Origin of the sequence: Hwanghaeella sp. 1Z406 (genome assembly GCF_048892425.1) — a bacterium.
Classification (GTDB): Bacteria; Pseudomonadota; Alphaproteobacteria; order UBA8366; family Aestuariispiraceae; genus Pacificispira.
Genome location: NZ_JBLZHU010000001.1, coordinates 892,465 through 916,753 on the forward strand (window position 1 = coordinate 892,465; position 24,289 = coordinate 916,753).

Sequence of the window (24,289 nt, forward strand, 5' to 3'; positions counted from 1 at the left end):
CTTGGAACGGCCTGGCCGCTCACCTGTTCATGCGCCTACCGGCATGGCATCGACCTCACACACATTGTCCACGCAGACGGCGGTTCAAATCCTGCAGGCCGGTGGGAACGCCATGGATGCGGCCATTGCGGCCTGTGCGGTGCAATGCGTTGTTGAACCAGGTTCAACCGGTATTGGCGGGGATAATTTTTGTCTGTATGCGCCAGCGGGCAGTGCGGATATCACCGCGTTTAATGGTTCTGGCAAGGCGCCCAGCGGGGCGACGGTCGACTATTATCAGAAGCTGGGGATCACAAAAATTCAGCGCGACGTTCATGCGGTCACAGTACCAGGCGCTGTTGATGCCTGGTGGCAACTGCATCAGAAATTTGGCCATATGCCCTGGGCCGATGTGCTGGCACCGGCGATCGGTTATGCGCGGGATGGCTATCCCATTTCATCGCGGGTGCATCGTGACTTTTCAGTGGAAAAGGCGCTTTTGGCCGCAGAACCGTCAATGGCTGAGACATTTCTGGTCAATGGGGAAGTCCCTGCCGTTGGCAGCCGCCATTCGCAGCCAAAGCTTGCCAAGACATTGCAGTTGATTGCCGATCACGGTCGCGATGCATTTTATACCGGTGAGGTTGCAGAGGATATCGTGACCTATCTGCAATCCAAGGGCGGCCTTCACACAATGGAGGATTTCGCCTCTGTTAAAGGGGATTTTGTCACGCCGATTTCAACGGATTTCCGGGGCTATAAGGTCTGGGAATGCCCGCCCAATGGCCAGGGCGTGATCGCGCTGTTGCTGTTGAATGTGATGGGGGGATGTGACGTTGACGCCGCAAAAGGCCCAATCACGGCAGACCGCATCCATCAGGAAATTGAGGCAGGACGCCTGGCCTATACAGCCCGAAATCTCTATCTCGCAGATCCTGATTTCAACCCGGTTCCGGTTGAGGAATTACTGTCGGCTGACTATGCCGCATCGGTGCGCGCCGCGATTGATCCAAAACGTGCGGCGGATCCGACAACAGCAGTCGACCTGCCCCCCCATAAGGACACGGTTTACATCACCGTCGTCGATAAGGACCGCAACTGCTGTAGCTTCATCAATACGGTATTCTATGGATTTGGCAGCGGCCTGATGGCCCCCAATTCCGGCGTTTTGTTGCAGAACAGAGGAATGGGTTTCAGCCTGCAACCAGGGCATCCAAACGCGATTGCGCCCGGAAAACGTCCCTTGCATACGATCATCCCGGCCATGCTGACCAAGGGGGATCGCGCCGTGATGCCATTTGGTGTTATGGGGGGCGAATATCAGGCCTTTGGTCATATGCAGTTCCTGACACGGCATTTTGACTTTGGCCTGGATATCCAGGAAGCCATGGATGCACCGCGCTTCATGCCCGACCCGTTCACGGGTGAGGTGGAAATGGAAGGGGCCGTGCCGCAGGATATTCAGGATGAATTGACAGCCCGCGGGCATAAACTGGTTCAACCCCGTGGGCCGGTTGGTGGGTCGCAAGCGATCTTCATTGATTGGGAACAGGGGATTCTGACCGCTGGGTCTGATCCGCGCAAAGATGGCAGTGCGATAGGGTATTAAGACATGTTGTTCCCAAAGGGTGATCCAACGATCCGCAACACGATGCTGTTATGCGCATCCCTGGCGGTCAGTAACACGGGCGCGGTTCTGATCATGACCGTGACGGCTCTAGCCGGTGCCTATCTGGCGCGGCCGGAGGTTATGTATTCATTGCCCCTGATCGGCACGTTTTCGGAGCGGGCGCTCAGCACTCTGGCACTGTCGATGCAATTCATTGGGACGATGATGGCGGCACCGCCAGCCGCCTTGCTGATGGCCCGTATCGGTCGACGTGCCGGCTTTTCTGTCGGCCAGTTGATCGGATTCGGCGCAGCGGGATTGGCGACCTATGCCCTGTTTGATCAGAATTTCTGGCTGTTCGTCTTGGCTGGGTTCTTGATTGGTTTTCACAATGCATTCTGGCAGCAGTTCCGCTTTGCCGTTGCCGATACCGCATCGGCGGAATTCAAGCCTAAGGCTGTGTCCTATGTGATGATCGGGCCCTTGGTAGCTGGCATTTTTGGTCCTGAGATTGCGAAACATACGCGAGATATCTTTGCGCCGGTCCTGTTTGCCGGGGCCTATGTTTCCGTTGCCACATTGGCGTTGTTTGCGGTCGGGATTTTACAGTTCATCCGCATTCCAACGCCCCCCCGGCGCAAGAAAGGTGACTCTACAGGGCGTAGCTTCAAACAATTGGCGCAGGATCCCAAATTTGTCATCGCCGTCCTGGCGGGAATGGTGGGATATTCCAGCATGTCCTTTATGATGACTGCGACTCCTTTGGCAATGATTGATTGCGGCCATCTGTTCGACGATGCGGCCTTTGTGATACAGGGCCATGTTATTGCCATGTTCGCGCCCAGTTTCTTCACCGGCAGTCTGATCGCCAGATATTCTGCACCCCGTATTATACTGGTGGGGGCGGGGCTGTATCTGGGCTCTGTTGTGATCAATATGACCGGTATCGACATGATTCAATTCTTCTCCTCCCTGGTTCTGGTGGGCGTGGGATGGAATTTTATGTTTGTTGGCGGCACAACCATGCTGACCGAATTTGCTACGCCGGAAGAACGCGCAAAGGTTCAGGGTGTGAATGATCTGTTGGTCTTTGGCGCTGTGTCGATTGCAAGCTTCCTGTCTGGTGCTCTGCAACAGGCCTATGGCTGGGGAACTGTGACACTCAGCATCACTGGACCGATCCTGGTGGCGTTGGTCTGTGTTCTGCTGCTGCAAGGGCGCATCAATCGCGCACAGCCTGCGGAATAGGTCACACGATATCTTGCGTTCTGGGCTCCAGCGGATACACTATACTGTGATATCTGAGGAGACTTGAAGAATGACAGACGACGCGCCCGCAGTGGCCTTGCGCCAGATACCGCTGGCCGATGCGTTAAGCGAACGCTATTTGGCCTATGCCATGTCGACAATTACGTCGCGGTCCTTGCCCGATGCGCGGGACGGGTTGAAGCCGGTGCATCGCAGGCTGTTATTTGCGATGCGCGAATTGAAGCTGAACCCCGAAAGCGGCTTTAAGAAATGCGCGCGTATCGTCGGGGATGTCATGGGTAAATATCACCCCCATGGCGACAGTTCGATTTATGAAGCCATGGTGCGATTGGCGCAGGAATTTGCGGTGCGCTATCCCCTGGTCGATGGTCAGGGGAATTTCGGTAATGTCGATGGCGATAACCCAGCGGCCATGCGGTATACTGAGGCACGGCTGACCGAAACCGCCAATCGGTTGCTGCAGGGCATAGATGACGATGCCGTTGATTTTCGCGGCACCTATGACGGGGAAGGGCGCGAGCCCGTTGTTCTGCCGTCCGCCTTCCCCAATCTGCTGGCCAATGGTGCGGCAGGGATTGCGGTTGGGATGGCGACCTCTATTCCCCCCCATAATGTCGCAGAGCTGTGCGAAGCCCTGATCTATCTGATCAAGACCCCCAATGCCTCCGTCGCGAAGCTGATGGACTTTATTCCAGGGCCAGACTTCCCGACGGGCGGCACTCTGGTTGAAAGCCGGGAGGCGATTGCAGAGGCCTATGGGACAGGACGGGGCTCTTTCCGCATTCGCGCGCGCTGGGAAGTGGAGCAGTTAAAGGGTGGAACCTGGCAGATCGTTGTCACGGAAATTCCTTATCAGGTACAGAAATCGCGCTTGATTGAGCGTATCGCGGAACTGATCCAGGAGCGGAAGATCGCCATTTTGGGCGATATCATGGATGAATCTGCGGAAGATGTGCGCATCGTGATCGAGCCGAAATCGCGCAATGTCGATCCTGAAATGCTGATGGAAAGTCTGTTTCGCTATACGGACCTGGAAACCCGTTTCAGCCTGAACATGAATGTTCTGACCGAGGGCGGTCGGGTACCGAAAGTGGTCAATCTGAGAGAGGCCTTGCAGGCCTTTCTGGATCACCGCCATGATGTGTTGATCCGACGCTCAGAACACCGCAAGGCCCAGATCGAGCGGCGATTGGAAATCCTGAAGGGCTATCTGATCTGTTACCTCAATCTGGATGAAGTCATTCGCATCATTCGCGAAGAAGACCATCCAAAGCAGGTGATGATGGATACATTCGCCCTGTCGGATTTGCAGGCGGAATCGATCCTGAACATGCGCTTGCGCAGCTTGCGCCGTTTGGAAGAGTTCGAAATCAAGAAAGAGTATGATGGCCTGGAAACGGAATTGTCAGAGATTGTGACCCTATTGGCCGATGGGGAGATGCGCTGGAAGCATATCGCCGACGAAATGCGCGACTTGAAGAAAGCCTATGGCCCCACAACACCGCTGGGCCGTCGTAGGACGGAAATGGGATCTGTACCGACGGCTGTTATCGTTCCGCTGGAGGCGATGATAGAGAAAGAGCCGGTCACCATCGTATGTTCTGCAAAGGGCTGGATACGGGCGCTGAAGGGTCATTTGGCCTCCGATGCGGAAATTAAGTACAAGGAAGATGACGGTCCGCGCTTCGTTATCCCGGCCCAGACCACCGATAAGGTACTGATTTTTGGCACCAATGGTCGGTTTTACACCATTGGGGCCGATAAATTGCCCGGTGGACGCGGCAATGGGGAGCCGCTGCGCCTGATGATCGACCTGCCCAATGATCATGAGATTGTCAGCCTGATGGTGCATCAGGCGGATCGGAAGCTGTTGGTTGCCTCAACAGATGGCCGAGGTTTTATGATTCCGGAAAATGATGTGCTGGCCCAGACTCGAAACGGGAAGCAGATATTGAATGTGTCTGGCAAGGTAGAGGCGATGGGGTGCCGCATTATTGATGCGGATCACGACAGCGTCGCGGTGATCGGTAAAAATCGCAAGTTGCTGGTGTTTGATATGGAAGAACTGCCCGAAATGGCGAGAGGGCGAGGCGTTATCCTGCAGAAATACCGGGATGGCGGTTTAAGCGATATAAAAACCTTTGCCAAAGCCGAAGGCCTGACCTGGCAGATCGGTGATCGAACCCGCACAGAGCATGATTTAAGCGGCTGGATCGGGAAGCGGGCCCAGGCTGGTCGGATGCCGCCGGCAGGCTTTCCACGCTCTAACAAGTTCAGCTAGGTACTAGGTACTAGGTACTAGGGGAATGCGATGAAATTCTCTGTGCAACATGCCAAGGACGGTGTTTTTGACGATAAGGGCCTACGCTCTTTCTTTGAATACCGGGATCTGGGTATGGGGGAGGCGACCGATGGCCAGTTTCATGCCCAGGTCATCCGTGCCCGGGAAGCCTGCACAGACGGCACCGGCGCCCATACGCACAGCCTGGACTTCCAAATGGTCTATGTGCTGAAGGGCTGGGTAACATTCTGGTATGAGGGGCAGGGCGAAGTATCAATGGAGGCGGGGGCCTGCGTGCATCAGCCCCCCGGCATTTGCCATGAATTGCTGCGCTGTAGCGATGATTGTGAGTTACTGGAAATCGTCTCCCCCGCGGAATTTGGGACTCAGCCAGCCTGAAACCTTGTGCCTTAGAGGTGATTTGCAAGCAGCGTACATTCTGCTATCCAAATTGCCGACAGTATTGGAACTGTTTTTAAATGTTGGAAGGAAATTGAAAATGTCTAATGCGATTGCAACGCAGCCTACATTGGCACAGACAGTATGGCAGGCCGAAGGTGCCGCCCGTTGGATGCGCAATGTGGTTCTGGTCTTGGCTGGAACAGCGATTTTAGCCATTTCTGCCAAAATCAACGTGCCGATGCTTCCCGTCCCAATGACCATGCAGACTTTTGCGGTTCTCTTGATTGCGATGGCTTATGGTTGGCGCCTGGGCGCAGCGACCATCATCGCTTATTTGGCCGAAGGTGCCTTGGGGCTTCCGGTTTTCGCAGGGGGCGGTGGCTTGGCCTATATGGCTGGCCCGACGGGCGGCTATCTTTTCGGCTTTGTGCTTTCGGCACTTATTGTCGGATGGCTGGCTGAACGCGGTTGGCGCAACATTCCCAGCTCCTTCGCTGCGAATATCCTTGGTACGGTCCTAATTTTTGGATTCGGTTTTCTGTGGCTGACCCAGGTTATTGCCGTTGCAAAAGGTCTGGACTTCGCTGCTGCGGTTCCGATTGCATTCTCTGCTGGTGTAGCCCCCTTTATTCTGGGCGGTATCGTTAAATCTGCCCTGGCCGCTGCGGTTCTGCCGCTTGGCTGGAAAATCCTGGGGAAGATGCGCGGATAACGCACTGATTCTATCGACTGTTTTGTTAAGGGCCGTGCACGGACAGTGTGCGGCCTTTTTCTTTGGCGGATTGTGCCGTGTTTAGGATCATTGTGTCCGCGTTATGCCGATTGCGGATCATCCAAACCATTCGGCAAAGATATCCAGAGAACCATTTGAGCGTTTTGGGAATGGCGGGATAGATGGCCTTTGCCATGGGTGTCTTCAACCAGAACGAATTCCCCCGCAGAAACCTTCCGGACCTCACCATCGCTTGTTTCGTACTCTACCGTACCATTTAGTCTCACTGTCAGTTCTCGATCTGGCACGGTGTGCCAATCGACCTGGCGCATGCCCGCCGGGATCCGGGTGAAGCGAATGCGGGATGCAGGATAACTGGCAGATATGTCGAACGGCGTGGCGTCGGGGTGGACCGATGCCTTTTCTGTTGGTATTTCGACCTCTCCGAAATGCGATTCCCCATCTTGGGTGGCATAGATGCGCAAGCACTTCATTGTTGCGACCTCCTTCGGCTTAGAAATGATGAACTGGATTGTCCGTACGATAAGCCGGGCGGGCTGCGGATCTCAACAGGATCAACCGAAATATGGATCCACTTGTTTGATCTTCCTTCATAAAAGAAAACGGGGCCGTGACGTTTCCGCCACAGCCCCTGTACTTTGTTGGCGCTGCCTGGCCAATCTTAGAAATACAGCGAGATATCCGTATGACCCGCACTGCATCCGGTGACATACAGCGCGATATGGCGGGGCAGGCGGTCCAGTTCCCGAACGCCAATCGTGTCGTGAATGCTACGTTCATAAGATTCAACGTCGGACTGTAGCGCCGCGGATGCCTTTGTACGCCAGGCAATTTCGGAGTCCATCAGTGTCAGGGCCTTAGACAGGGAGCTTAAAGCGGCCTCCTTGTCCGGAGTGTTGCTGGAGGCAATAGCGCGCCGCGCATCTGACAGGGCATTGCGAATATCCCCGGCGCCGGCAACAGCCCCGACCTCGCTTTCGACCTCTTTAAAGCGGGCTTCCAGTTCCTCCTTAGAGGCATTCCGGATCACGTCTTCCAGATCGGCAACATCCTGGCGGGCGGCCGCCAGATCATCTGATCCTTTGAGGGTGCTCAACAATACTTTGATCGGCTCATAGGCCCCATCCACCGTGCGGCGATACACACCATAGGCCCGCTTTTCTTCCGACAGGTATTTAGAGAAGACCTTCCGAGTTTCCGCCCAATCGCTTGGAATGCTTGCCGTCAATTCCTTCATCTCAGCTTCCAGGATCTCGATTCGGGCGGCAAGGCGTTCTTCTCGCTCTGGATCATCGCCATTGCGCTTCAGCCGGCCCAGGGTTTGTTTGTCTTCATCCAGCTCTGCCTTGTGATCGGCGATATCTTTCTGGATGATGCGAACTTGCTCCAAGAGGGGCTTATAGACGACAGCAGCTTCATTTTTTGCATCTGTCGCGTCCCGTGCTGTTTTCAGCGCATCAAAGGACCCCATTGCCAGTGTGACGCTTTCTGCAACGTCTTTTTGCAAGGCTGGCGGCAGGGTCGCCAGATCCCACTGCTGAGCCTGGGCAATCGCGGCTTTGATATCATCGCCGCGTGTTTGGAATTCGCCCCAGACATATTCCTGAATGCAGTTCTGCAAACGTGGATTGGCAGGCGGTGGGGCTGTTTCTGACAGCAAAGACACGCGGGTTGGCAAATAATTCACCAGGGCCGGATTCATGCCGACGATTACCAGCGCCAGCAATTGCAGAGAGATGAAGGGAACGACACCCTTATACATCTGTATTGTCTTGACCGCTGGCGGGGCAACTCCGCGCAGATAGAACAAGGCAAATCCAAAGGGCGGCGTTAAGAAGGAGGTCTGCATATTCAGACCAATCATCACGCCCAACCAGACCGCAGAAACGTTCGCCGATGGGTCAGCCAACAGGATCGGTGTCACAATCGGCACCACGACCACGGCAATTTCGATAAAGTCCAGGAAGAACCCCAGGAAGAAGATCACTGCCATGACGATGATGAACTGCGTCCAGAACCCACCCGGCAGGCCGGTCAGGAATTCGCGCACCAGTTCTTCACCGCCAAAACCGCGGAAGGCTGCGGTCAGCATTGCCGCACCCAGCAGAATGATGAAGACCAAGGATGTCGTCTTTGCCGTCTCCATCAAGACGCCTTGCAAGGTGTTGTCAATGCGCATGGTGCGGGCACCGCTCCACAGAACCCCTGCCAGGAAAACGATGACCGCAAGAACGGCAAATCCGATAACGATCTCATCCTCGACCGTTTCGATGGCTTTGACGTTAATCGTGTACAGTGACGTCAGGATCATAATGACCAGGACGGCGGCGCAGGTTATTGCGGCCGGCCAGAAGGCGCGGCGATGCCCTTCATACAGACGATAGCCTGCCATCACCATGGCCCCCACGGCGCCGACAGCACCGGCCTGGTTAACGGTTGCGATACCGGTGATGATCGATCCCAGCACGACGAAGATCAGCGCCAAGGGAGGGAAAAGTGCCAATATGACATTACCCGCAAACTTTCGATCATACTTTCCCGTGAAAGGGACCGGCGGGGCGACATCGCGTTTGATGAAGGCGACAACCAGAATGAACAGCATGTAAACCGCGACCAGAACCAGGCCTGGCACCATCGCCCCCATGAACATGTCCCCGGCACTGGTGGAAGTCACACCGAATTCGCTGGGCATGGAAAATTCGCCGGTTGCGGTTTTGTATGCGGCAGCACGCAATGCGCCCGCCTGATCCACAGCGTTCGACAACTGGTCGGCCAGAATGATCAGAACGATAGACGGCGGAATTATCTGACCCAGCGTACCCGATGCGGCAATTGTGCCGGTCGATAACCAGTTCTGATAGTTGTTCCGCATCATGGCGGGCAGGGAGATCATGCCCATCGCCACCACGGTCGCGCCCAGAATCCCCGTTGTCGCAGCCAACAGTGCGCCCACAAACACCACGGAAATCCCTAAGCCACCGCGAACCGGACCAAATAACTGCGCCATGGTGATCAGCAGGTCTTCCGCGATTTTGGATCGCTGAAGCATAATGCCCATAAAGACGAAGAGCGGGATGGCTATTAATGTATCTCGATCAACATCCCAGTAAACGCCCCGAAAGTTTGTGACCCCGGCGCTCAACCAATTGGACGCGCCGCCTTGGGCAAAATAAGCGTCAGGATTGCCTTCAATGAAATACCCGGCCGCGGCTGCGACACAGACGGTAATGATCGCAGACCCAGGAAGGGAGAAGGCAACGGGAAATCCGGAAGCGAGTGTGCCAGCCATCAGCACGAGCAACATAACTAAAAAGAAGATTTCCATAGCGTACAGTGTCCAAAGTTGATGTCTTTACAAGCCGCTGAAACAGCGACAGAAAATGCTGGATGTTTAAGCCGGGCCCCCTGTGGGCGGCGGCTCACGATGGCCGGGTTCCCCCAGAATATCCGCAACGCTTTCCATCATATAGCTGCAAAACTGAACGGTCATTGATACGGCAAACACTGCCAGAAAACCGGCCATCCAGAATTTCACATACATGCCAAAGCCTGACTGTGAGACTTCGTAATTGAATATGGATGTATTGATGATGCTGGATTGGTCCCACATGCCAAATATCAATATGACCCAGCACAAAGAGGTACCCAGGACGATGCATCCAAATGTATTGATGATGCCCTTGGTGCGCGTGGAAAAGCCGGCATACAAAACATCAACGCGCACATGACCGTCTTCGAACAGCGTGTAAGCGCTGGCAAACAGGAACAGGGCACCATACCAGAACCGGACCAAATCGCCTTGAAATGCCTGTTCATAGGAGAACACGAAGCGTGTCACCACAATCGACATTTCGGCGACAACGACCAACAGCGCCAGCCATTGGAATCCAAGTGTTTTGGTGCGTGCGGCGACGATCAGGGACAAAATGATCAAAGGAAAATGAACATAGGGACCTCGAAAATGGGACCGTCCCAGATCGGAGGTCATTTGATCCCCCACCAGGGCGGGCAGAATGTCTTCCACCCGCAGGAAGGAAATGATGGCATCCACCACGCCAATAAAAATCACGGCCCAGAATGCAGCCCGGATAATATAGTTCACAATCCCGCGAAGGGATTCGGAATCCTTGCGCAGAGAGCGATCAGGCGTTCTGAAGACAAACAAAATAACGGCAGCAAAACCAAGAAGATAGAAAACATTCTGAATGCCCGATAATAAGTGACTATCAGCATTATCACCCAAAATTGCGGCGGCCCCTGGCCAACCCCACCAGACATTCAGATAATTGTTGATGATATAAACCAGGGTTGTAAACGACAGTATCCAACCGACAATGCGGGCAATCTTCGGCAACACCCCGTTCGAGCCGACATCTGAATATTCAGGTGTCACGCCGTCTGAAACTGCGCTCATAGCAACTCCCCAAATGTACCTGTTCGTTCATTATTGGACGGCGGATTTTTTCATCTCGTCCATGTCTCCAGTCTTGAATTGCCAGAGCACTTTTTGTTTTGGCCTGCAGGCGGGACAAAAGCCCCGCCTGCAATCCAAATCATTCTCAAAGGTCTTACAGACCCAAAACGCGGTTGCGCTGCACAACGTATTCAACGTCCTGCAGGTTACCCCATGAACCCAGCTCGGCACGGGTGTTAAAGAAGCTTTCATGAACGCGTGCAGCCAGATCGCTGTGTGCTTTCACTTCTTCGAACAGTTCAGCAGATGCCTTACCATACGCGTCATACACATCATCGTTGAATTTCTTCACGACAACGCCTTGCTCTTTAACCAGCTTGGTCAGATAGGTACCGTTGTTGGCGTTGAATTCTGACATCATCACGTCATTTTCAACGGTCGCGGCGGATTCGATCAGCATCTGATCCATTGGCGACAGGCCTTCCCACCAGGACTTGTTCATGCCAACAGCCAACATCGAGCCCGGCTCATGGAAACCAGGGTAATAGTAGTATTTGGCTGCTTCATACAGTTTCATGGCGTAGTCGTTCCACGGACCAACCCATTCGGTCGCGTCGATGGCACCAGAAACCAGGTTTTCATAAATCTGACCACCAGGCAGGGAAACCGGAGAGGCCCCCAATTTGGCGATCACGTCACCGCCAAGGCCTGGCATACGCATTTTCAGGCCACGCAGGTCATCGGCGCTGTTGATTTCTTTGTTGAACCAACCGCCCATCTGACCGCCGGTGTTCCCGCACATCAGGCCTTTAAGGCCGAATTCTGCGCCCAGCTCATCCCACAGTTGCTGGCCGCCCATGAAGCGGATCCAGGCGTTGATTTCGGTATAGGTCAGACCAAACGGAACGGTCGTGAAATACGCCCATGCCGGATGCTTGCCCTTCCAGTAGTAATCTGCGCCGTGATAGGCCTGTGCATTCCCAGAGGCTACTTCATCGAAGGCGTCGAACGCGCCGACGCGCTCGCCAGCGGCAAAGTATTGCACCTGGATGCGGCCATCAGTGATGTCCTGAACGCGCTGTGCAAAACGCTGTGCCCCGGTACCCAGACCCGGGAAATCCCGTGGCCAGGTGGAGACGATGTTCATTTCAATGCGTTGCTGCGCAATGGCAGGCTTAGCAAAGTTTGATGCTGCAGTTACGGCAGCCGCGCCTGCGGCAACAGTTCCAGCTTTAAGAAAATCGCGACGTTTCATAATTCTCCCTTTTCTTGGCTTCCCTCTCGGGGTTGCTTTCTTCGGCCTCGCGCCAAATTCTGACAACCACGAAGTTTAGACCTCCCACCTCGGTACAATCCAAGAATTGCCCGTTATGTGATCGGCTTTGTTATTCGATCTTGTTAACAAAATCGCTTACCTTGTTTATACCGTAAATTTATTACCCTGCAATAGGTTCAAAGTGTTTTGCCACAGGGACTGGTTGTCACAGGTCCCCAGGATTCTTTGTCACGAATTTCACTCCAGGCGCCACGATAGAATCCTTCGATGGGTTCAAAGGATGCCTTGTAATCCATTTTTGGGCTGCCAGGAACCCAAAAACCCAAATATACGAATGGTTTATCGGCTTTAATCGCAAGTTCGATCAAGCTTAGAATCATAAATACGCCAAGGCTGCGACGCTCTTCTGTGGGATCGAAAAAACTGTATACGGCAGAATAACCATCCCCCAACCGGTCGGTTATACAGGTCGCCATCAAATATCCTGATGGCGTCCGCCATTCCAATAATCCTGTGTCAACAGGGCTTGCGACCACCAAATTTGAATAATCGCGAATCGACATGCCTGCCATATCGCCATCGCCATGGCGGGATTTAACGTAGCGACTGAACAACTTATATTGTTCTTCAGTGGCTTTTTGACCGACATCTTCCTCCGTCAGGTCGGCATTTCTGTTCCAGATTTTGCGATACCGGCGTTTGGTCTGAAAATCAGCGACGCGGATTCGAACAGGAATGCACGATTGGCAGGCATTGCAGGTGGGACGATATACAATGTGATGCGACCGGCGAAACCCATACAGACTTAAATGTTCAAAAGTTTCCTGTGCATTCGGGCCGCCCAGCTCCATGAAAAGCTGTTGTTCCACCAGACCATCCAGGTAAGGGCAGGACATCGGGCCAGAGCGATGAAAAACAATGGGCCCCAAGGGGCGTTGATGGCTCATATCATCCAAATCCTTATACAGGCCATACAGCAGGGGGATGCAGCCACGCTGTTAGTTATGCGATCAATGTAGCGGCCTATGCGGCGACATCATCCTCTTCAAGCTGACCAAAATATGCTACATCCATCGCCTTCGCCACGGCAATCAAATCCAATTGAATCGCATCCAGAAACTCGTGCATGCCAAAATCAATAATGGATTGCATGTCGGTGTCTTCCAGTCGCTTGTGAATGACATCCACAGCCTCGGCGACGCGATCACCCCGGTTAAGTTGGAATGTGTAGATCAATTGGGACAACAGGTTTGACACTTCGCCGATACAGTATCGGACGGAACGGGGAAAACGGTTATTCAGAACCAGAAACTCCGCAACGCCGATCGGGTCAATGCCCCGTGGATGCACCCGTCGATAGGCGTGATAGCCCGCCGCTGATCGCAACAATGCATTCCATTGGCTGAGATCCAGGATCGACCCGACATCATCGGGTCTGGGCAAGAGTGTGTGATATTTGACATCCACCAATCGCGTCGTCTGGTCGGCCCGTTCCAGATACTTCCCCAATTGATAAAAATACCAGCCCTGATCCCGATAAAATGTCCCTTCGGTTATGCCGGTATGGGCCTGGCAGGCGGTGCGGACACGTTCACAAAAACGGGCGATATTGGGAATGTTATCGGGCGTCGCGCTAATCGCCTGCAATTCGTTGAAAAAGACATTCAGATGGGTCCACATCTCGGTTGAGATCAGCGGACGCAACGACCTGGCATTTTCGCGGGCCGAACGGACAGAAGAGATAATCGAGTTCGGGTTGTCCCTGTCCAGCATGTAGAAATAGGCGGTTTTGGACGGGCTTGTCGCGCCATGCTGTTTTTCAAACAGCTCCCGATCCGCATTCAGGTCGATAATGGCGTCCCAATTGTGTTCGCCACGACGGTCCCTGGCAAAGACTTCATTCACTTCCAGCAGGCGCGCCAGATTGTCCGCGCGTTCCATGTATCGGGCCATCCAGGAAATTTCTTCGGCGAAGCGTGCCAATAGAGTGAGCTGTGTCATTTTGCGACTTTCCTCATATCAATCCATCAGGACCCAGGTATCTTTGGATCCACCCCCCTGACTGGAATTCACAACCAAAGACCCTTCCCGCAGGGCGACCCGTGTCAGGCCACCTGGCAGGACCCAACTGGATTTACCGGTCACACAGAAGGGCCGCAAATCGACATGGCGTGGCACGATCCTGCCCTCCAGCAGGGTGGGACAGACCGATAGATCGATCATTGGCTGGCTGATAAAATTGGCCGGATCATCGCGCAGTTTGGCGCGAAATTCCGCCAGTTCCGCCTTGCTGGCGCGGGGACCAATCAAGATGCCATATCCCCCCGATTCCCCGACCGGCTTGACCACCAGTTCTTCCAGGTGATCCAGGGTATATTTCAAACCGTCCGGTTCGCGGCAGATATGGGTCGGAACATTAGGCAGGATGGCTTCTTCCCCCAGGTAATATTCAATCAGGCGCGGCATATAGGCATAGACGGCCTTGTCATCGGCAACGCCGGTTCCAATCGCATTGGCCAGGGTGACGTTCCCTTTTCGATAGGCATCAAAAATGCCCGGTACACCCAAAAGGCTGTCTTCCCGGAAGGCCCGCGGGTCCAGGAAATCATCGTCAATGCGGCGATACAGGCAATGGACTTCTTCATTCCCTTCCGTCGTGCGCATATAGACGCGATCATTTTCGACCACCAGATCGCGCCCTTCCACCAGGGGGATGCCCATTTCGCGCGCCAGAAAGATATGTTCGAAATAAGCAGAATTATACGCGCCGGGGGACAGCAGACAGACTTGGGGGTCCCCGACATGTTCTGGGGCGACATCCAGCATCGCCTTCAGCAAACGCGGGCCATAATCATCAACGGATCGAATCCCGAAGGCATCCACCAGATCCGGAAAGGCACGCTGCATCATGTGGCGGTTTTCAACGACATAGGACACGCCAGAGGGGGTGCGCGCATTGTCTTCCAGAACACGGAAAACGCCATCGCCATCCCGGACCAGATCAATGCCGCAAACATGAACATAGGTTCCACCGGGCACCGACACACCTTCCATTTGGGGTCGGTAATTCTTATTTCCCAGGACCAGTTCGGCCGGAATTATACCGTCCTTGATGCATTTCTGATCGTGATAGATGTCCCAGATGAATTTGTTCAGGGTTTCAACACGTTGTGTCACCCCGCGTTCGACATCGACCCATTCATCGGCCCCAATGACACGGGGCAGCACATCGAAGGGAAGGATGCGATCAATCATCATCCGGTCGCTATAGACCGTGAAGGTTATGCCCAGATTATACAGTTCACGCGATGCGGCGTCAGACCGCGCCATTAATTCGACCGCATCCAGACCCTGCAGCCGCTCCACAACGGATTGTGGGATCATACCCTTATTTGCTGCGCTGACGATTTCGCAAAAGAACCCCTGTGAATCGTAGCCTGATAATCCCATCGAGCCTTCGATGATGTCTCCCATTTACCTTTGTCTCGCAACCCGGTTTTTTACCGTGGAAGCGCCCCTAGTGAGACCCCGCACCTAACCTGTTCATATCATTCTTGTTACAGGTAGTATGCGAGGTAATCTAAGGAATACAACAGCAAACCAATGAATTGGGAATTCAAACTGCCTTGTTTAGCGTTTCAGCGTTCAAGGCCCGGGTGTTACTGAGGATATCGTGCAGGAAACGATCCCTAGGATCGAACAGGATATACAGCAGCGGAATAAAGGCCAGTGACAGGCTGATATAGAACAGGACGGTCAGCAAAAAGGCCTGAATCAGGCTGGGATTGCTTCCTGTTGGCGCGTCGACAACCCTTATACCCGCCAGCTTTTGACCGATGGTCTGTCCGCGCATGGAAATCAACATTGTGTGATAAACGAAGGGCAGGATTGTGGTTGCCGCGGCGGCAAGCGGGGCCAACAAACCCAGCGTCAAGGCGGTAATGATCCATATCCCCATTGAAAGACCGGCCAACACCATCACATCGACAATGTATCCAAACAGGCGCTTTAAGACGCTTCCTTCCCAGTAAACCGGGTCATCAAAGCGGGCATCATCCTGTGGGCGCAGGGTGAATCCTGCATCAATTGGCTTTTCATTCGACTGGTTCATTTAAAATCAATTTCCTTCCGCATTTGCTTTGATTTCAAATGGGAATTTTGGATCAGATTGCAAGCCGGGGTCTATCAAACCGGGTTTTATCGTAACGGGGCCTGACGCAACAGGACAATGGTCATGCGCCTGTTCTGGGGGGAGTCCAGATTGTCCGGAATTAGGGGTTCTGTGTTGGCCACCCCCACCACGGCTTCAAATCTTTGGCCGGGTAATCCATTGCGGGTTAGACCACGGCGAATTGCATTGGCCCGATTAACGGACAATTCCCAGACATTCTCGACGCCTTCGGTAGCGCCAGTGTGACCCGTAACTGAAACCGGATTTGGAAGATTGATGGCGATATCAGCCAGAAGCTGCAGTGCCAGCTTTGCATGATCCGTCAATTCGTCCGTACCGCGTTTAAAAATCGCTTCATTGTTATTATCAATCAACTGAATGCGTAGACCTTCATCGGTCACATCTATTTTGATCGTATCTTTCAGCGCCTTCAGTTCGGGGGGCAACTCATTGATTTGGGTTTCCAAATTCCGGCGCGCGACGTTGAACCGGTTCTCCTCTTCTTCCGAATTTACTTCTCCAACAGTACCGGTGCTGTCTTCATCCTTAGCGCCGCTGCCTTGATCCTGTGCATTCAGGTCACCCTGGGATGTTCCCCCTGTCGCATTGGCGGCCTGCGCAATTTTACTGTCGGACGGGCCGGGATCATTGGGCGTTGAACCGCCAAACACATTGCCCGATCCTGAGGGAGAGGAAGAGGTGAGGGTGGTTGGCGTGAAATAGTTTGAAAGCCCGTCCAGAACTTCCTGCTCTGACGCATTCAACAGCCACAGCAACAGAAAGAACGCCATCATGGCGGTCACAAAATCTGCATAGGCGACTTTCCAGGCGCCCCCATGGGCCCCTTCCTGGTTCACCTTCACTTTCTTGACAATGATCTGTTGCTCAAGGTCCGCCATGGTGCCGCCCCTAGAATTTCGGCAGGGGGGGCGGTGCGGCCCCGCTGTTGTCTAGGGCTGGGGCGGGACCAGCCATGGTGTCCGGGATATTCCCATCGCGGGGAGTTGCGCCAGGGACCGCCGGGCTGGGCGTTTCCGGGGGGTGATCGCGTAACAGGAGAATGGAAATGCGCCGGTTGCGCTCATCCTCTGGATTGCGCGGGTCCAGTAATTCGGTATCGGCTTTACCTTCAACCCGAACCAATCGGCCTGCCGGGAAGCCATTTTCCTGCATCCACCGACGACTGGCAGCGGCGCGGTCACCGGATAGCTCCCAGTTGGTATAGTCCGGGGTCGCATTTGGCTGTGCTCCGGAATCGGTATGGCCGGTAATGGCGACATCATTTGGCAGTTCGACCGTAATGCCACTGATCAGGGCCAGCAATCGAATGGCGCGACGGGTCAGGATATCCGTGCCTGGTTCGAACATCTCCCGCTTCTGATAATCCAGCAATTGAATCAGCAAGCCGTCTTCTGTGACATCAAACAGAATGCTGTCCTGCAGATCCCGCACAAGCGGGTCTTCCTGGATCGATTGTTTCAGCTTGTTCAGCGCGTCATCCAGCATTTCCTGTTCCTGCTGAACCTCACTGGCTTTGCCCTTGTTTATTTCTGTTTCCTGTATTGCTTCGCGTTGCTCGCCGGTCTCCTGACCGGCTGCCTCAGACCCATAGCTGGGAATGACAATCGTGGTGCTGGGCGGCGAAGACGCAGATCGCATCGCGCCTTCCGCAGAGGCGACCATGCCGGCCAACGCTTCCCCGATCCCCTGATCTTCCGCGCCGGCATTGGGAGGGGCGAAGTAATCTGACAGGCCGGTCATTTGTTCTTCTGTCGTTGCATTCAAAAGCCACAGCAAAAGGAAAAAAGCCATCATCGCAGTCACGAAATCGGCATAGGCTACCTTCCAGGCACCGCCATGGGCTCCCGCTGCAATTTTTATCTTCTTTTTCAGAATCAGCGGTTTAACCGCTTCTCCCTGCAGCCCGTCTGCCATGCCGTCTTAAAATCCCTTACCCGTTCGCGTCGCATTCACGGCTATTCTCGGTTCCGTCACACGGAGTGGTGAATGGTCCTCAACCGCGCCCAGACTTATCCGGAAACAGGCGGCAGAGACTCAACCGCTGTTTCGACCTCAGCAAAGGTCGGTCGGTTATGCGGCGCCAAACTCTTTCGCGCAAATTCAGTGGAAACCGACGGTGCATAACCGGCCAGATGCGCCAGAATCCCGGCCTTCATGCAGTTAAAATAGGTCGCTTCCTCTTCCATAATCGCCTTCGCATTCGAAGCAAAGGGGGCGAAGAAGCCATAACACAGCAAAATCCCCAGGAATGTCCCGACCAAGGCGCCACCGATCAGTTTACCCAGGATTTCCGGCGGCTCATTGATCGAGCCCATGGTCTTAATGACCCCCAACACGGCGGCCACAATCCCCAAGGCAGGAAAACCTTCTGCCAGAGCTGTCAGTGCATGGGCGACCTGGTGGTCGTGAACGTGATGCGCTTCAAGATCGGCATCCATCAGGGCTTCAACCTCATGCGGGTTGTCGGTTCCTAGAGTCATCAGTCGCAGATAATCGCAGAAGAATTCCGTAGCGTGATGATCTTTATGGAATTTCGTGAAGGGCTGAAACAGCGTGGAATCATGGGGGTTCTCCACATGTTGCTCCACCGCCAGAGCGCCCTTCTGTTTGATCAGCTTAAAGACCTGATACTGCATTGTCAGCAATTCCAGGTAATCGGCTTTCTTGTATTTCGGCCCTTTGAAAATCCCGCCCAGACGTCCGACCGCGCTTTTGACAACGCGTATGGGGTTAGCGATCAAGAAAGCGGCTGCACCGGACCCAAAAATTAGCGTGAATTCAAATGGCTGATTAAGGACGCCGAGCTTTCCACCCATCGCCATGTACGACCCAAGAACTGCAACAATGACTAAGATAATTCCAATAAGAACGAACATAGAAGAAGATCGACCTTCTGTCTGATTGATGCCAGCCGCTAGAAGCGATTGATCCAAAAGTTATTGTGCGCCTCTAAACTCGTCCAATCCTAGTCGGAATCGCCTAGGCATGTCTATCACTTGGAATATGTTCTTGCACGGTCATTGTCCAAATCAGCAACTCCGTTGCGCGACCAACACCAATCGGGATGGTTTGGTCTGGTAGATGATTGGGTACCGAAAAGGAATTGCTGATAAATTGTGCGCCAGATCGCATTTCCTTTTGGGCCTTTTCAAACAGGCGTGGCATAGGGTGAGGGCTGAGAAAGGCATAGACAAGATCATAGCGGTCCAGATCAACAGCCCATAGGCTTTGCCATTGAATTTGAATGCGGGTATCGCCTGTTCGCCAGGCCCGAATCTTGGCAACAAGATAGGGTAGGGGCGCATTTTCAACCCCGATAAATTGACTGTCTGGATGGGTGTTGCGCCGTGCCAGCGCCACCGGGACTGCGGCAAATCCGCAACCGAGATCGATCATGGAGACGGGGGTATCCTTGGGAATCAACCCACAGAGCAGGTCCAGAGTCTTCTGATTGCTAAGATACAGTGGCACCCGTTCCCTAAAGCTGTTGCGCATCGCAAGGAACAGGGCAGCCAGAACCAGCAATGGCACCCAAAATGGAAGTTGCAGATTTAACGCCCCCACAAGAAGGATGGGCAGCAGGGCAAGAAAAACACACCATATCAAGGTCGCCCGCAGGCTATAGGCAACACCGCCGGCAACTGTCCCCGCGATCACGAGTTTAATAACCAGCGGCATGTCACTGCCAAACAATGAAAAATAGATTTGAACGGCGCCAACAGTCACTGCTGCCGCGACGAATTCAGACAGAAATGCAATGATCAGTGGGCGACGCCCTTTAAAATCCATTACGGCTCTCGCTTTCCCTCAATAGCGCGCCATGTTATGCCCGCGCAGACGAATTAATTCTAGGAAATTACAAAGCCATGACCGGGACCGAAAACATAACTTCCGCCGCCTTTCGTTTCGCCTGTGGGCGGTTCGCCACCGGCGTGACGGTGGTCACAGTCCAGGAGGAGTCTGGGAAGCGCTGGGGGCTGACCGTCAATTCGTTCTCCTCAGTGTCGTTGGACCCGCCGCTGGTGCTGTTTTCGATTGATCTGGGGGCAAATTCCTATGCGGCGATTACTGCCGCCGACCGGTTTGCGATCAATGTCCTGTCAGCGGAACAACAGACCATATCGGATCGGTTCTCCTTTGTTAAGGATGAGGATCGGTTCAAAGATGTTCCCTTGCTGACCGGGGAGGCGGGGGAGCCCCCGCTGCTGAAAGGTTGTCTGTGCACAATCATTTGTGATCGCGACAATACGGTTCCCGGCGGCGATCACACGATTTTGATCGGACGGGTGCGGCGCATTGTGGTGACTGAAGATAAGACCGCCCGGCCCCTGCTATATTATGCCGGGTGCTATGCCGGATTAAAGGTCTGACAGATCAACATTCAACGACATTGACGGCCAGCCCGCCCTGGCTGGTTTCCTTATATTCGGAACGCATGTCTTCACCGGTCTTTTTCATGGTTTTGATGGCGGCATCCAGGGGCACGAAATGCGTTCCATCGCCCTTCATCGCCAGGGAACAGGCATTCACCGCCTTAACCGCGCCCATCGCATTGCGTTCGATACAGGGGATCTGAACCAGCCCGCCAATTGGGTCACAGGTCATGCCCAGATGATGTTCCAGGGCGATTTCAGCGGCATTTTCAATCTGCATATTCGTGGCACCCAGGGCGGCAGCCAAGCCTGCAGCGGCCATAGCGGAGGCTGATCCAACCTCTCCCTGACATCCGACTTCCGCACCGGAAATCGACGCATTGTGCTTTATAATGCCCCCGACCGCAGAGGCTGCCAGCAGGAAGGTGCGAATGCCTTCCTGGTTCGCATCTGGAATGAAAGCCTCATAATATCGCATCGTGGCTGGAATAATGCCTGCGGCACCATTGGTCGGGGCCGTCACAACGGTTCCCCCCGCGGCGTTTTCTTCATTCACCGCAATGGCATACAGGCTGATCCAGTCCATAATGTCGTGATAGTAGCGCCGGTTTGATTGCCGGTTTTTTTCCAGTTCCTGCAGGATCGCCTTGGCCCGTCGCTTTACGTCCAGCCCGCCGGGAAGGCGCCCATCCTGACCCAATCCGCGATTGATACAGGCCCGCATGACGCGCCACAGATTGTCCAGCCCGCCAATGACCTCTGCTTCGGGGCGCACGGCGCATTCATTCTGTCGCTTCATCTCAGCAATGGTCAGACCGCTTTTCCCCCCCATTTCCAGCATTTCCTTGGCTGAGTTAAAGGGGAAGGGAACATCATCCTGTGGCAGGGAGCCCGCGCCCGCGCGGTTGGCCAATTCGTCTGCAGTAGAAACAAATCCGCCCCCGATGGAATAATAAGTTTCTTCGATCAGCATATCGCCCTGGGCATCGAAGGCGACAAAAATCATGCCATTGGCATGTCCGGGCAGGGGAGGACCGAAATCAAATACCAGATGGTCGTCTCGCTTAAACTGTATGGGATGCGTGCCGCCAAGGGACAATTGCTCTTCCGCATCGATTTTATGGACCAGTGTCAGGACGGTTTCCGGGTCGATGGTGTCAGGTTGCGCGCCTGCCAGGCCCAATAGCACGGCCCGGTCCGAGGCATGGCCTTTTCCGGTCCAGGCCAGGGATCCATGCAGGCTGCACCGGACACTGATCACACGATCCAGACTTCCTTGCTGGCGCAATCGCTCGACAAACCGGCCGGCGGCAACCATGGGGCCGACAGTATGTGAACTAGATGGACCGATCCCGATTTTGAAGAGGTCGAAGACGCTCAGAAACATGGTGGGGTCGGCTCCTTATGATAAAATACAAATGTGTTAAGGGGATAACCTTAGTAGGGCTCCGCCCTCTTGCGGGATATCTTCCGCGCGCCCGGGAATCCTGAAATAACGACCGTCGCGCCAATCTTTCAACAAATCTGCATAATGATCGGAGAATGGATTGCCCGATTGCCCCCCGGCCAGAGCAAACAAGCTGTTGTCCAGATTGCTGAGATCATAGATCGCGCGAAATCCTGCCCCGTGAACATGGGAAAAGGGGGTGTCGCCATCTCCGCCGCGACTTTGACCCCGGTTCAGCGTGTGGTCCCCACCGGATGTTTCAATCGGGCGGTTCCCCAATAAGGCGAGACCCGGAACCAGCGACAGCAATTGATGTTTCATAGGGGCGGTATGCATATCACCCCAATGCCAGTCCGCAACGGCGCTGCCCTGATCTTGAGAAAGCTTAAAAACAGCACGATCCAATGCAGTCGATAACGCCCATTTACAGCTTTCGACCGGGGTTGTTCGAATATCGTCACACCAGTGTGGCACCTGACCGAGGGCCAGTTCCGTGAAATCCGCATCCGCCCGCCAAAAATCCATGAAGGCGTCCGAACCCAGATCATCCTCCGCCAGGACACGAACAACTTCATTCAGCATGGACATGTATATGGCAGGCGCTGCCCGCTTGCGATCCATCGAAAAATCCCAGTCCCGCAGCAGTTGCAGGGCTTCTGCTGCCTGTTCGGTATTTGGTTCCGCTTTCAGAAACAAAGGAACCAGCCGTTGCGCCGCAATGGAGACACTATCGGTCTGGATAGACATACTGTCTTCCAATCGGTGATTTGTCGGGGTTTCAGCCAGACGTTCTTGCAGGCGCAGGGCGCGATACTCAGCCGGAAACCGGTCGGCAATCAGATAGGGATAAGACTCTGTGATGATGCGATTGTTTGCGTTGAAAATCAGGCCGTTATCGGGGTCATACAAGCCAGGCAATTCGGATGGGGGGACAACGCCATGCCAGGGATCATCAAACAGCGAAAGAGGGACCGTTCCGTCCTGACCCGGTGCGCGGATTGGCAGGCTGCCAACCACCTTCATTCCAATATGGCCGTCGATATCTGCGTAAAATATATTCTGTGCCGGATCGTCGAATTGTGAAAGCGCGTCCAGAAAATCCTGCCAATTTTTGGCCCGGTTCAGTTGATAGAGTGCTGTCGCCGCACGTTGCCGATCGGAAAATCCGGTCCAGATCATGGCTTTAGGCGTTTCCCCCAGTCTGGTGATGACTGGCCCGAAATCTGTTTCCCGAACAATGATATGAACTGGGTCACCGAAGCGGACGTGAATGGTTTCCGTGCGGGTGATAGCGGAACTGAGGCTGCGCTGGTCCAGGGTTATGGTGTCTTGCGTATCGGCATGGGTTGTTGTCATGCCCCAGGCGATTTTTCCATTATGCCCAAGAATATGGATCGGGACGCCTGCGGCAGTTGCACCGACCAGGGTAAGATCCGGGGTTTCAACGCGGGCCAGGTACCATTGGCCCGGAATCTGAAGACCCAAATGCGGGTCGTTGGCCAGAATGGGCTTGCCGCTTTCGGTTCTAGCGCCGCTCAGAACCCAGGCATTTGAGGCGTCGTATTGGGAAATCCACCCATCCCTGTTTTCGTCATTCATGGTTGCCAGGGAATTTCTATGGCGGGGCATCAGTTGCTGTGCTTTCTCCCTGCCCAGCAGGCCGATAAGGGCTGCGGTCTGGGCTTCTTTGAATGCATCGCCGGATAATTGCAGGGACATCAGGCGTCCCCATACCAGACTGTCGGCAACTGTCCAGGGTTCCGGTTGAAACTGGGTCAGTTGAAACTCGATGGGAAAGGGGTGCCTGTGCTGCGTCAGGTAGGCATTCACCCCATCGGCATAGGCCTGCAGGTCCTGGCGCTCCTCCTCGTCCATCAGGACCAGTTGCGCCTCTGCCTGGCGGTACAGCCCCAATTGGCGCATCAAAGTGTCATAGGGGAGCATTGGGCTTCCCACAATTTCAGCCATTCGGCCTGCGCCAATCCTGCGCATCGACTCCATTTGCCATAGCCGGTCCCGGGCATGCAGATATCCAAGTGAGCGATAGGCATCCCGCATGGTCTTGGCGCGAATTGTTGGAATGCCCCTTGTGTCGAACAGGATATCCACCGGGGCGGACAGGTCAGGCAACCGGGCGCTGTCATTGTCACTCGGCACGCTGCGCAATCCAGCCACCCACAGAATGGCAGCAAGGATCGCACCGGTGACTAAAAGGCCGCCTGTCAGAAAAATAATGAACCATTTTACCAAACGCATCGACTGCCCCATAGCGTGATGATTTTCATCCTGTTGTATTGTTTTAGCCTATTGAGCG

The 24,289-nt window shown here is 54.3% G+C and carries 20 protein-coding genes; 6 read left to right on the forward strand and 14 right to left on the reverse strand.

Features of this window, described 5'->3' with window-relative positions; genetic code table 11:
• The first annotated feature begins 43 nt into the window (after positions 1-43).
• From ggt to ACOSDR_RS04225, 5 genes are all read left to right on the forward strand, one after another.
• Positions 44-1,588, forward strand: coding sequence for a gamma-glutamyltransferase (ggt, locus tag ACOSDR_RS04205; protein WP_420730462.1), 1,545 nt, complete (start codon positions 44-46; stop codon positions 1,586-1,588).
• Positions 1,589-1,591: 3 nt separating this feature from the next.
• Complete coding sequence (locus tag ACOSDR_RS04210) at positions 1,592-2,836, forward strand: MFS transporter (protein ID WP_420730463.1); 1,245 nt, start codon at positions 1,592-1,594, stop codon at positions 2,834-2,836.
• Positions 2,837-2,906: 70 nt separating this feature from the next.
• The gene (gene parC, locus ACOSDR_RS04215; RefSeq protein ID WP_420724135.1) at positions 2,907-5,138 is read left to right on the forward strand and encodes a DNA topoisomerase IV subunit A; all 2,232 of its coding nucleotides are present in this window, start codon (positions 2,907-2,909) and stop codon (positions 5,136-5,138) included.
• Between the two features lie 30 nt (positions 5,139-5,168).
• Positions 5,169-5,537, forward strand: coding sequence for a cupin domain-containing protein (locus tag ACOSDR_RS04220; protein ID WP_420724134.1), 369 nt, complete (start codon positions 5,169-5,171; stop codon positions 5,535-5,537).
• Between the two features lie 100 nt (positions 5,538-5,637).
• Entirely contained in the window at positions 5,638-6,252 is a 615-nt protein-coding gene (locus ACOSDR_RS04225) for a biotin transporter BioY (protein ID WP_420730464.1), read from the forward strand.
• Positions 6,253-6,353: 101 nt separating this feature from the next.
• On the opposite strand, the gene ACOSDR_RS04230 is transcribed toward ACOSDR_RS04225, so the two are convergent.
• The 12 genes from ACOSDR_RS04230 to ACOSDR_RS04285 all read right to left on the reverse strand — a co-directional run bounded on the left by ACOSDR_RS04230 (position 6,354) and on the right by ACOSDR_RS04285 (position 19,944).
• The gene (locus ACOSDR_RS04230) at positions 6,354-6,746 is read right to left on the reverse strand and encodes a hypothetical protein (RefSeq protein WP_420724132.1); all 393 of its coding nucleotides are present in this window, start codon (positions 6,744-6,746) and stop codon (positions 6,354-6,356) included.
• A gap of 188 nt (positions 6,747-6,934) precedes the next feature.
• Entirely contained in the window at positions 6,935-9,562 is a 2,628-nt protein-coding gene (locus ACOSDR_RS04235; RefSeq protein ID WP_420730465.1) for a TRAP transporter large permease subunit, read from the reverse strand.
• A 102-nt stretch (positions 9,563-9,664) separates the two neighbouring features.
• Positions 9,665-10,687, reverse strand: a complete 1,023-nt coding sequence (locus tag ACOSDR_RS04240) for a TRAP transporter small permease subunit (protein ID WP_420724130.1) — start codon at positions 10,685-10,687, stop codon at positions 9,665-9,667.
• 154 nt (positions 10,688-10,841) lie between these two features.
• Positions 10,842-11,942, reverse strand: coding sequence for a TRAP transporter substrate-binding protein (locus tag ACOSDR_RS04245; protein ID WP_420724129.1), 1,101 nt, complete (start codon positions 11,940-11,942; stop codon positions 10,842-10,844).
• Positions 11,943-12,139: 197 nt separating this feature from the next.
• On the reverse strand, positions 12,140-12,910 hold the full coding sequence (locus ACOSDR_RS04250; protein WP_420724128.1) for an arginyltransferase: 771 nt from the start codon (positions 12,908-12,910) through the stop codon (positions 12,140-12,142).
• 76 nt (positions 12,911-12,986) lie between these two features.
• Positions 12,987-13,964, reverse strand: coding sequence for an alpha-E domain-containing protein (locus tag ACOSDR_RS04255; protein WP_420724127.1), 978 nt, complete (start codon positions 13,962-13,964; stop codon positions 12,987-12,989).
• A gap of 18 nt (positions 13,965-13,982) precedes the next feature.
• Complete coding sequence (locus ACOSDR_RS04260) at positions 13,983-15,437, reverse strand: circularly permuted type 2 ATP-grasp protein (RefSeq protein ID WP_420724126.1); 1,455 nt, start codon at positions 15,435-15,437, stop codon at positions 13,983-13,985.
• A gap of 142 nt (positions 15,438-15,579) precedes the next feature.
• Positions 15,580-16,074, reverse strand: a complete 495-nt coding sequence (locus ACOSDR_RS04265; protein ID WP_420724125.1) for an RDD family protein — start codon at positions 16,072-16,074, stop codon at positions 15,580-15,582.
• An 86-nt stretch (positions 16,075-16,160) separates the two neighbouring features.
• Positions 16,161-17,033, reverse strand: coding sequence for a flagellar motor protein MotB (locus tag ACOSDR_RS04270; protein WP_420724124.1), 873 nt, complete (start codon positions 17,031-17,033; stop codon positions 16,161-16,163).
• Between the two features lie 10 nt (positions 17,034-17,043).
• Positions 17,044-18,069 carry a flagellar motor protein MotB gene (locus tag ACOSDR_RS04275; protein ID WP_420730466.1) on the reverse strand — a complete coding sequence of 342 codons (1,026 nt, stop codon included), beginning with the start codon at positions 18,067-18,069 and terminating at the stop codon, positions 17,044-17,046.
• Between the two features lie 95 nt (positions 18,070-18,164).
• Entirely contained in the window at positions 18,165-19,031 is an 867-nt protein-coding gene (gene motA / locus ACOSDR_RS04280) for a flagellar motor stator protein MotA (protein ID WP_420724122.1), read from the reverse strand.
• 103 nt (positions 19,032-19,134) lie between these two features.
• Positions 19,135-19,944: a hypothetical protein gene (locus tag ACOSDR_RS04285; protein ID WP_420730467.1), complete on the reverse strand. Its 810-nt coding sequence runs from the start codon at positions 19,942-19,944 to the stop codon at positions 19,135-19,137.
• Between the two features lie 77 nt (positions 19,945-20,021).
• Between ACOSDR_RS04285 and ACOSDR_RS04290 the strand changes: the two genes are divergently transcribed.
• The gene (locus ACOSDR_RS04290) at positions 20,022-20,525 is read left to right on the forward strand and encodes a flavin reductase family protein (RefSeq protein ID WP_420724120.1); all 504 of its coding nucleotides are present in this window, start codon (positions 20,022-20,024) and stop codon (positions 20,523-20,525) included.
• 4 nt (positions 20,526-20,529) lie between these two features.
• Here the strand turns inward: ACOSDR_RS04290 and ACOSDR_RS04295 are convergent, their stop codons facing one another.
• Both ACOSDR_RS04295 and ACOSDR_RS04300 read right to left on the reverse strand, forming a co-directional pair.
• Complete coding sequence (locus ACOSDR_RS04295; RefSeq protein ID WP_420730469.1) at positions 20,530-21,915, reverse strand: L-serine ammonia-lyase; 1,386 nt, start codon at positions 21,913-21,915, stop codon at positions 20,530-20,532.
• A 36-nt stretch (positions 21,916-21,951) separates the two neighbouring features.
• Positions 21,952-24,231 (reverse strand): penicillin acylase family protein, encoded by a 2,280-nt coding sequence (locus tag ACOSDR_RS04300; RefSeq protein WP_420730470.1) that lies wholly within the window; start codon positions 24,229-24,231, stop codon positions 21,952-21,954.
• Between the last annotated feature and the right edge of the window lie 58 nt (positions 24,232-24,289).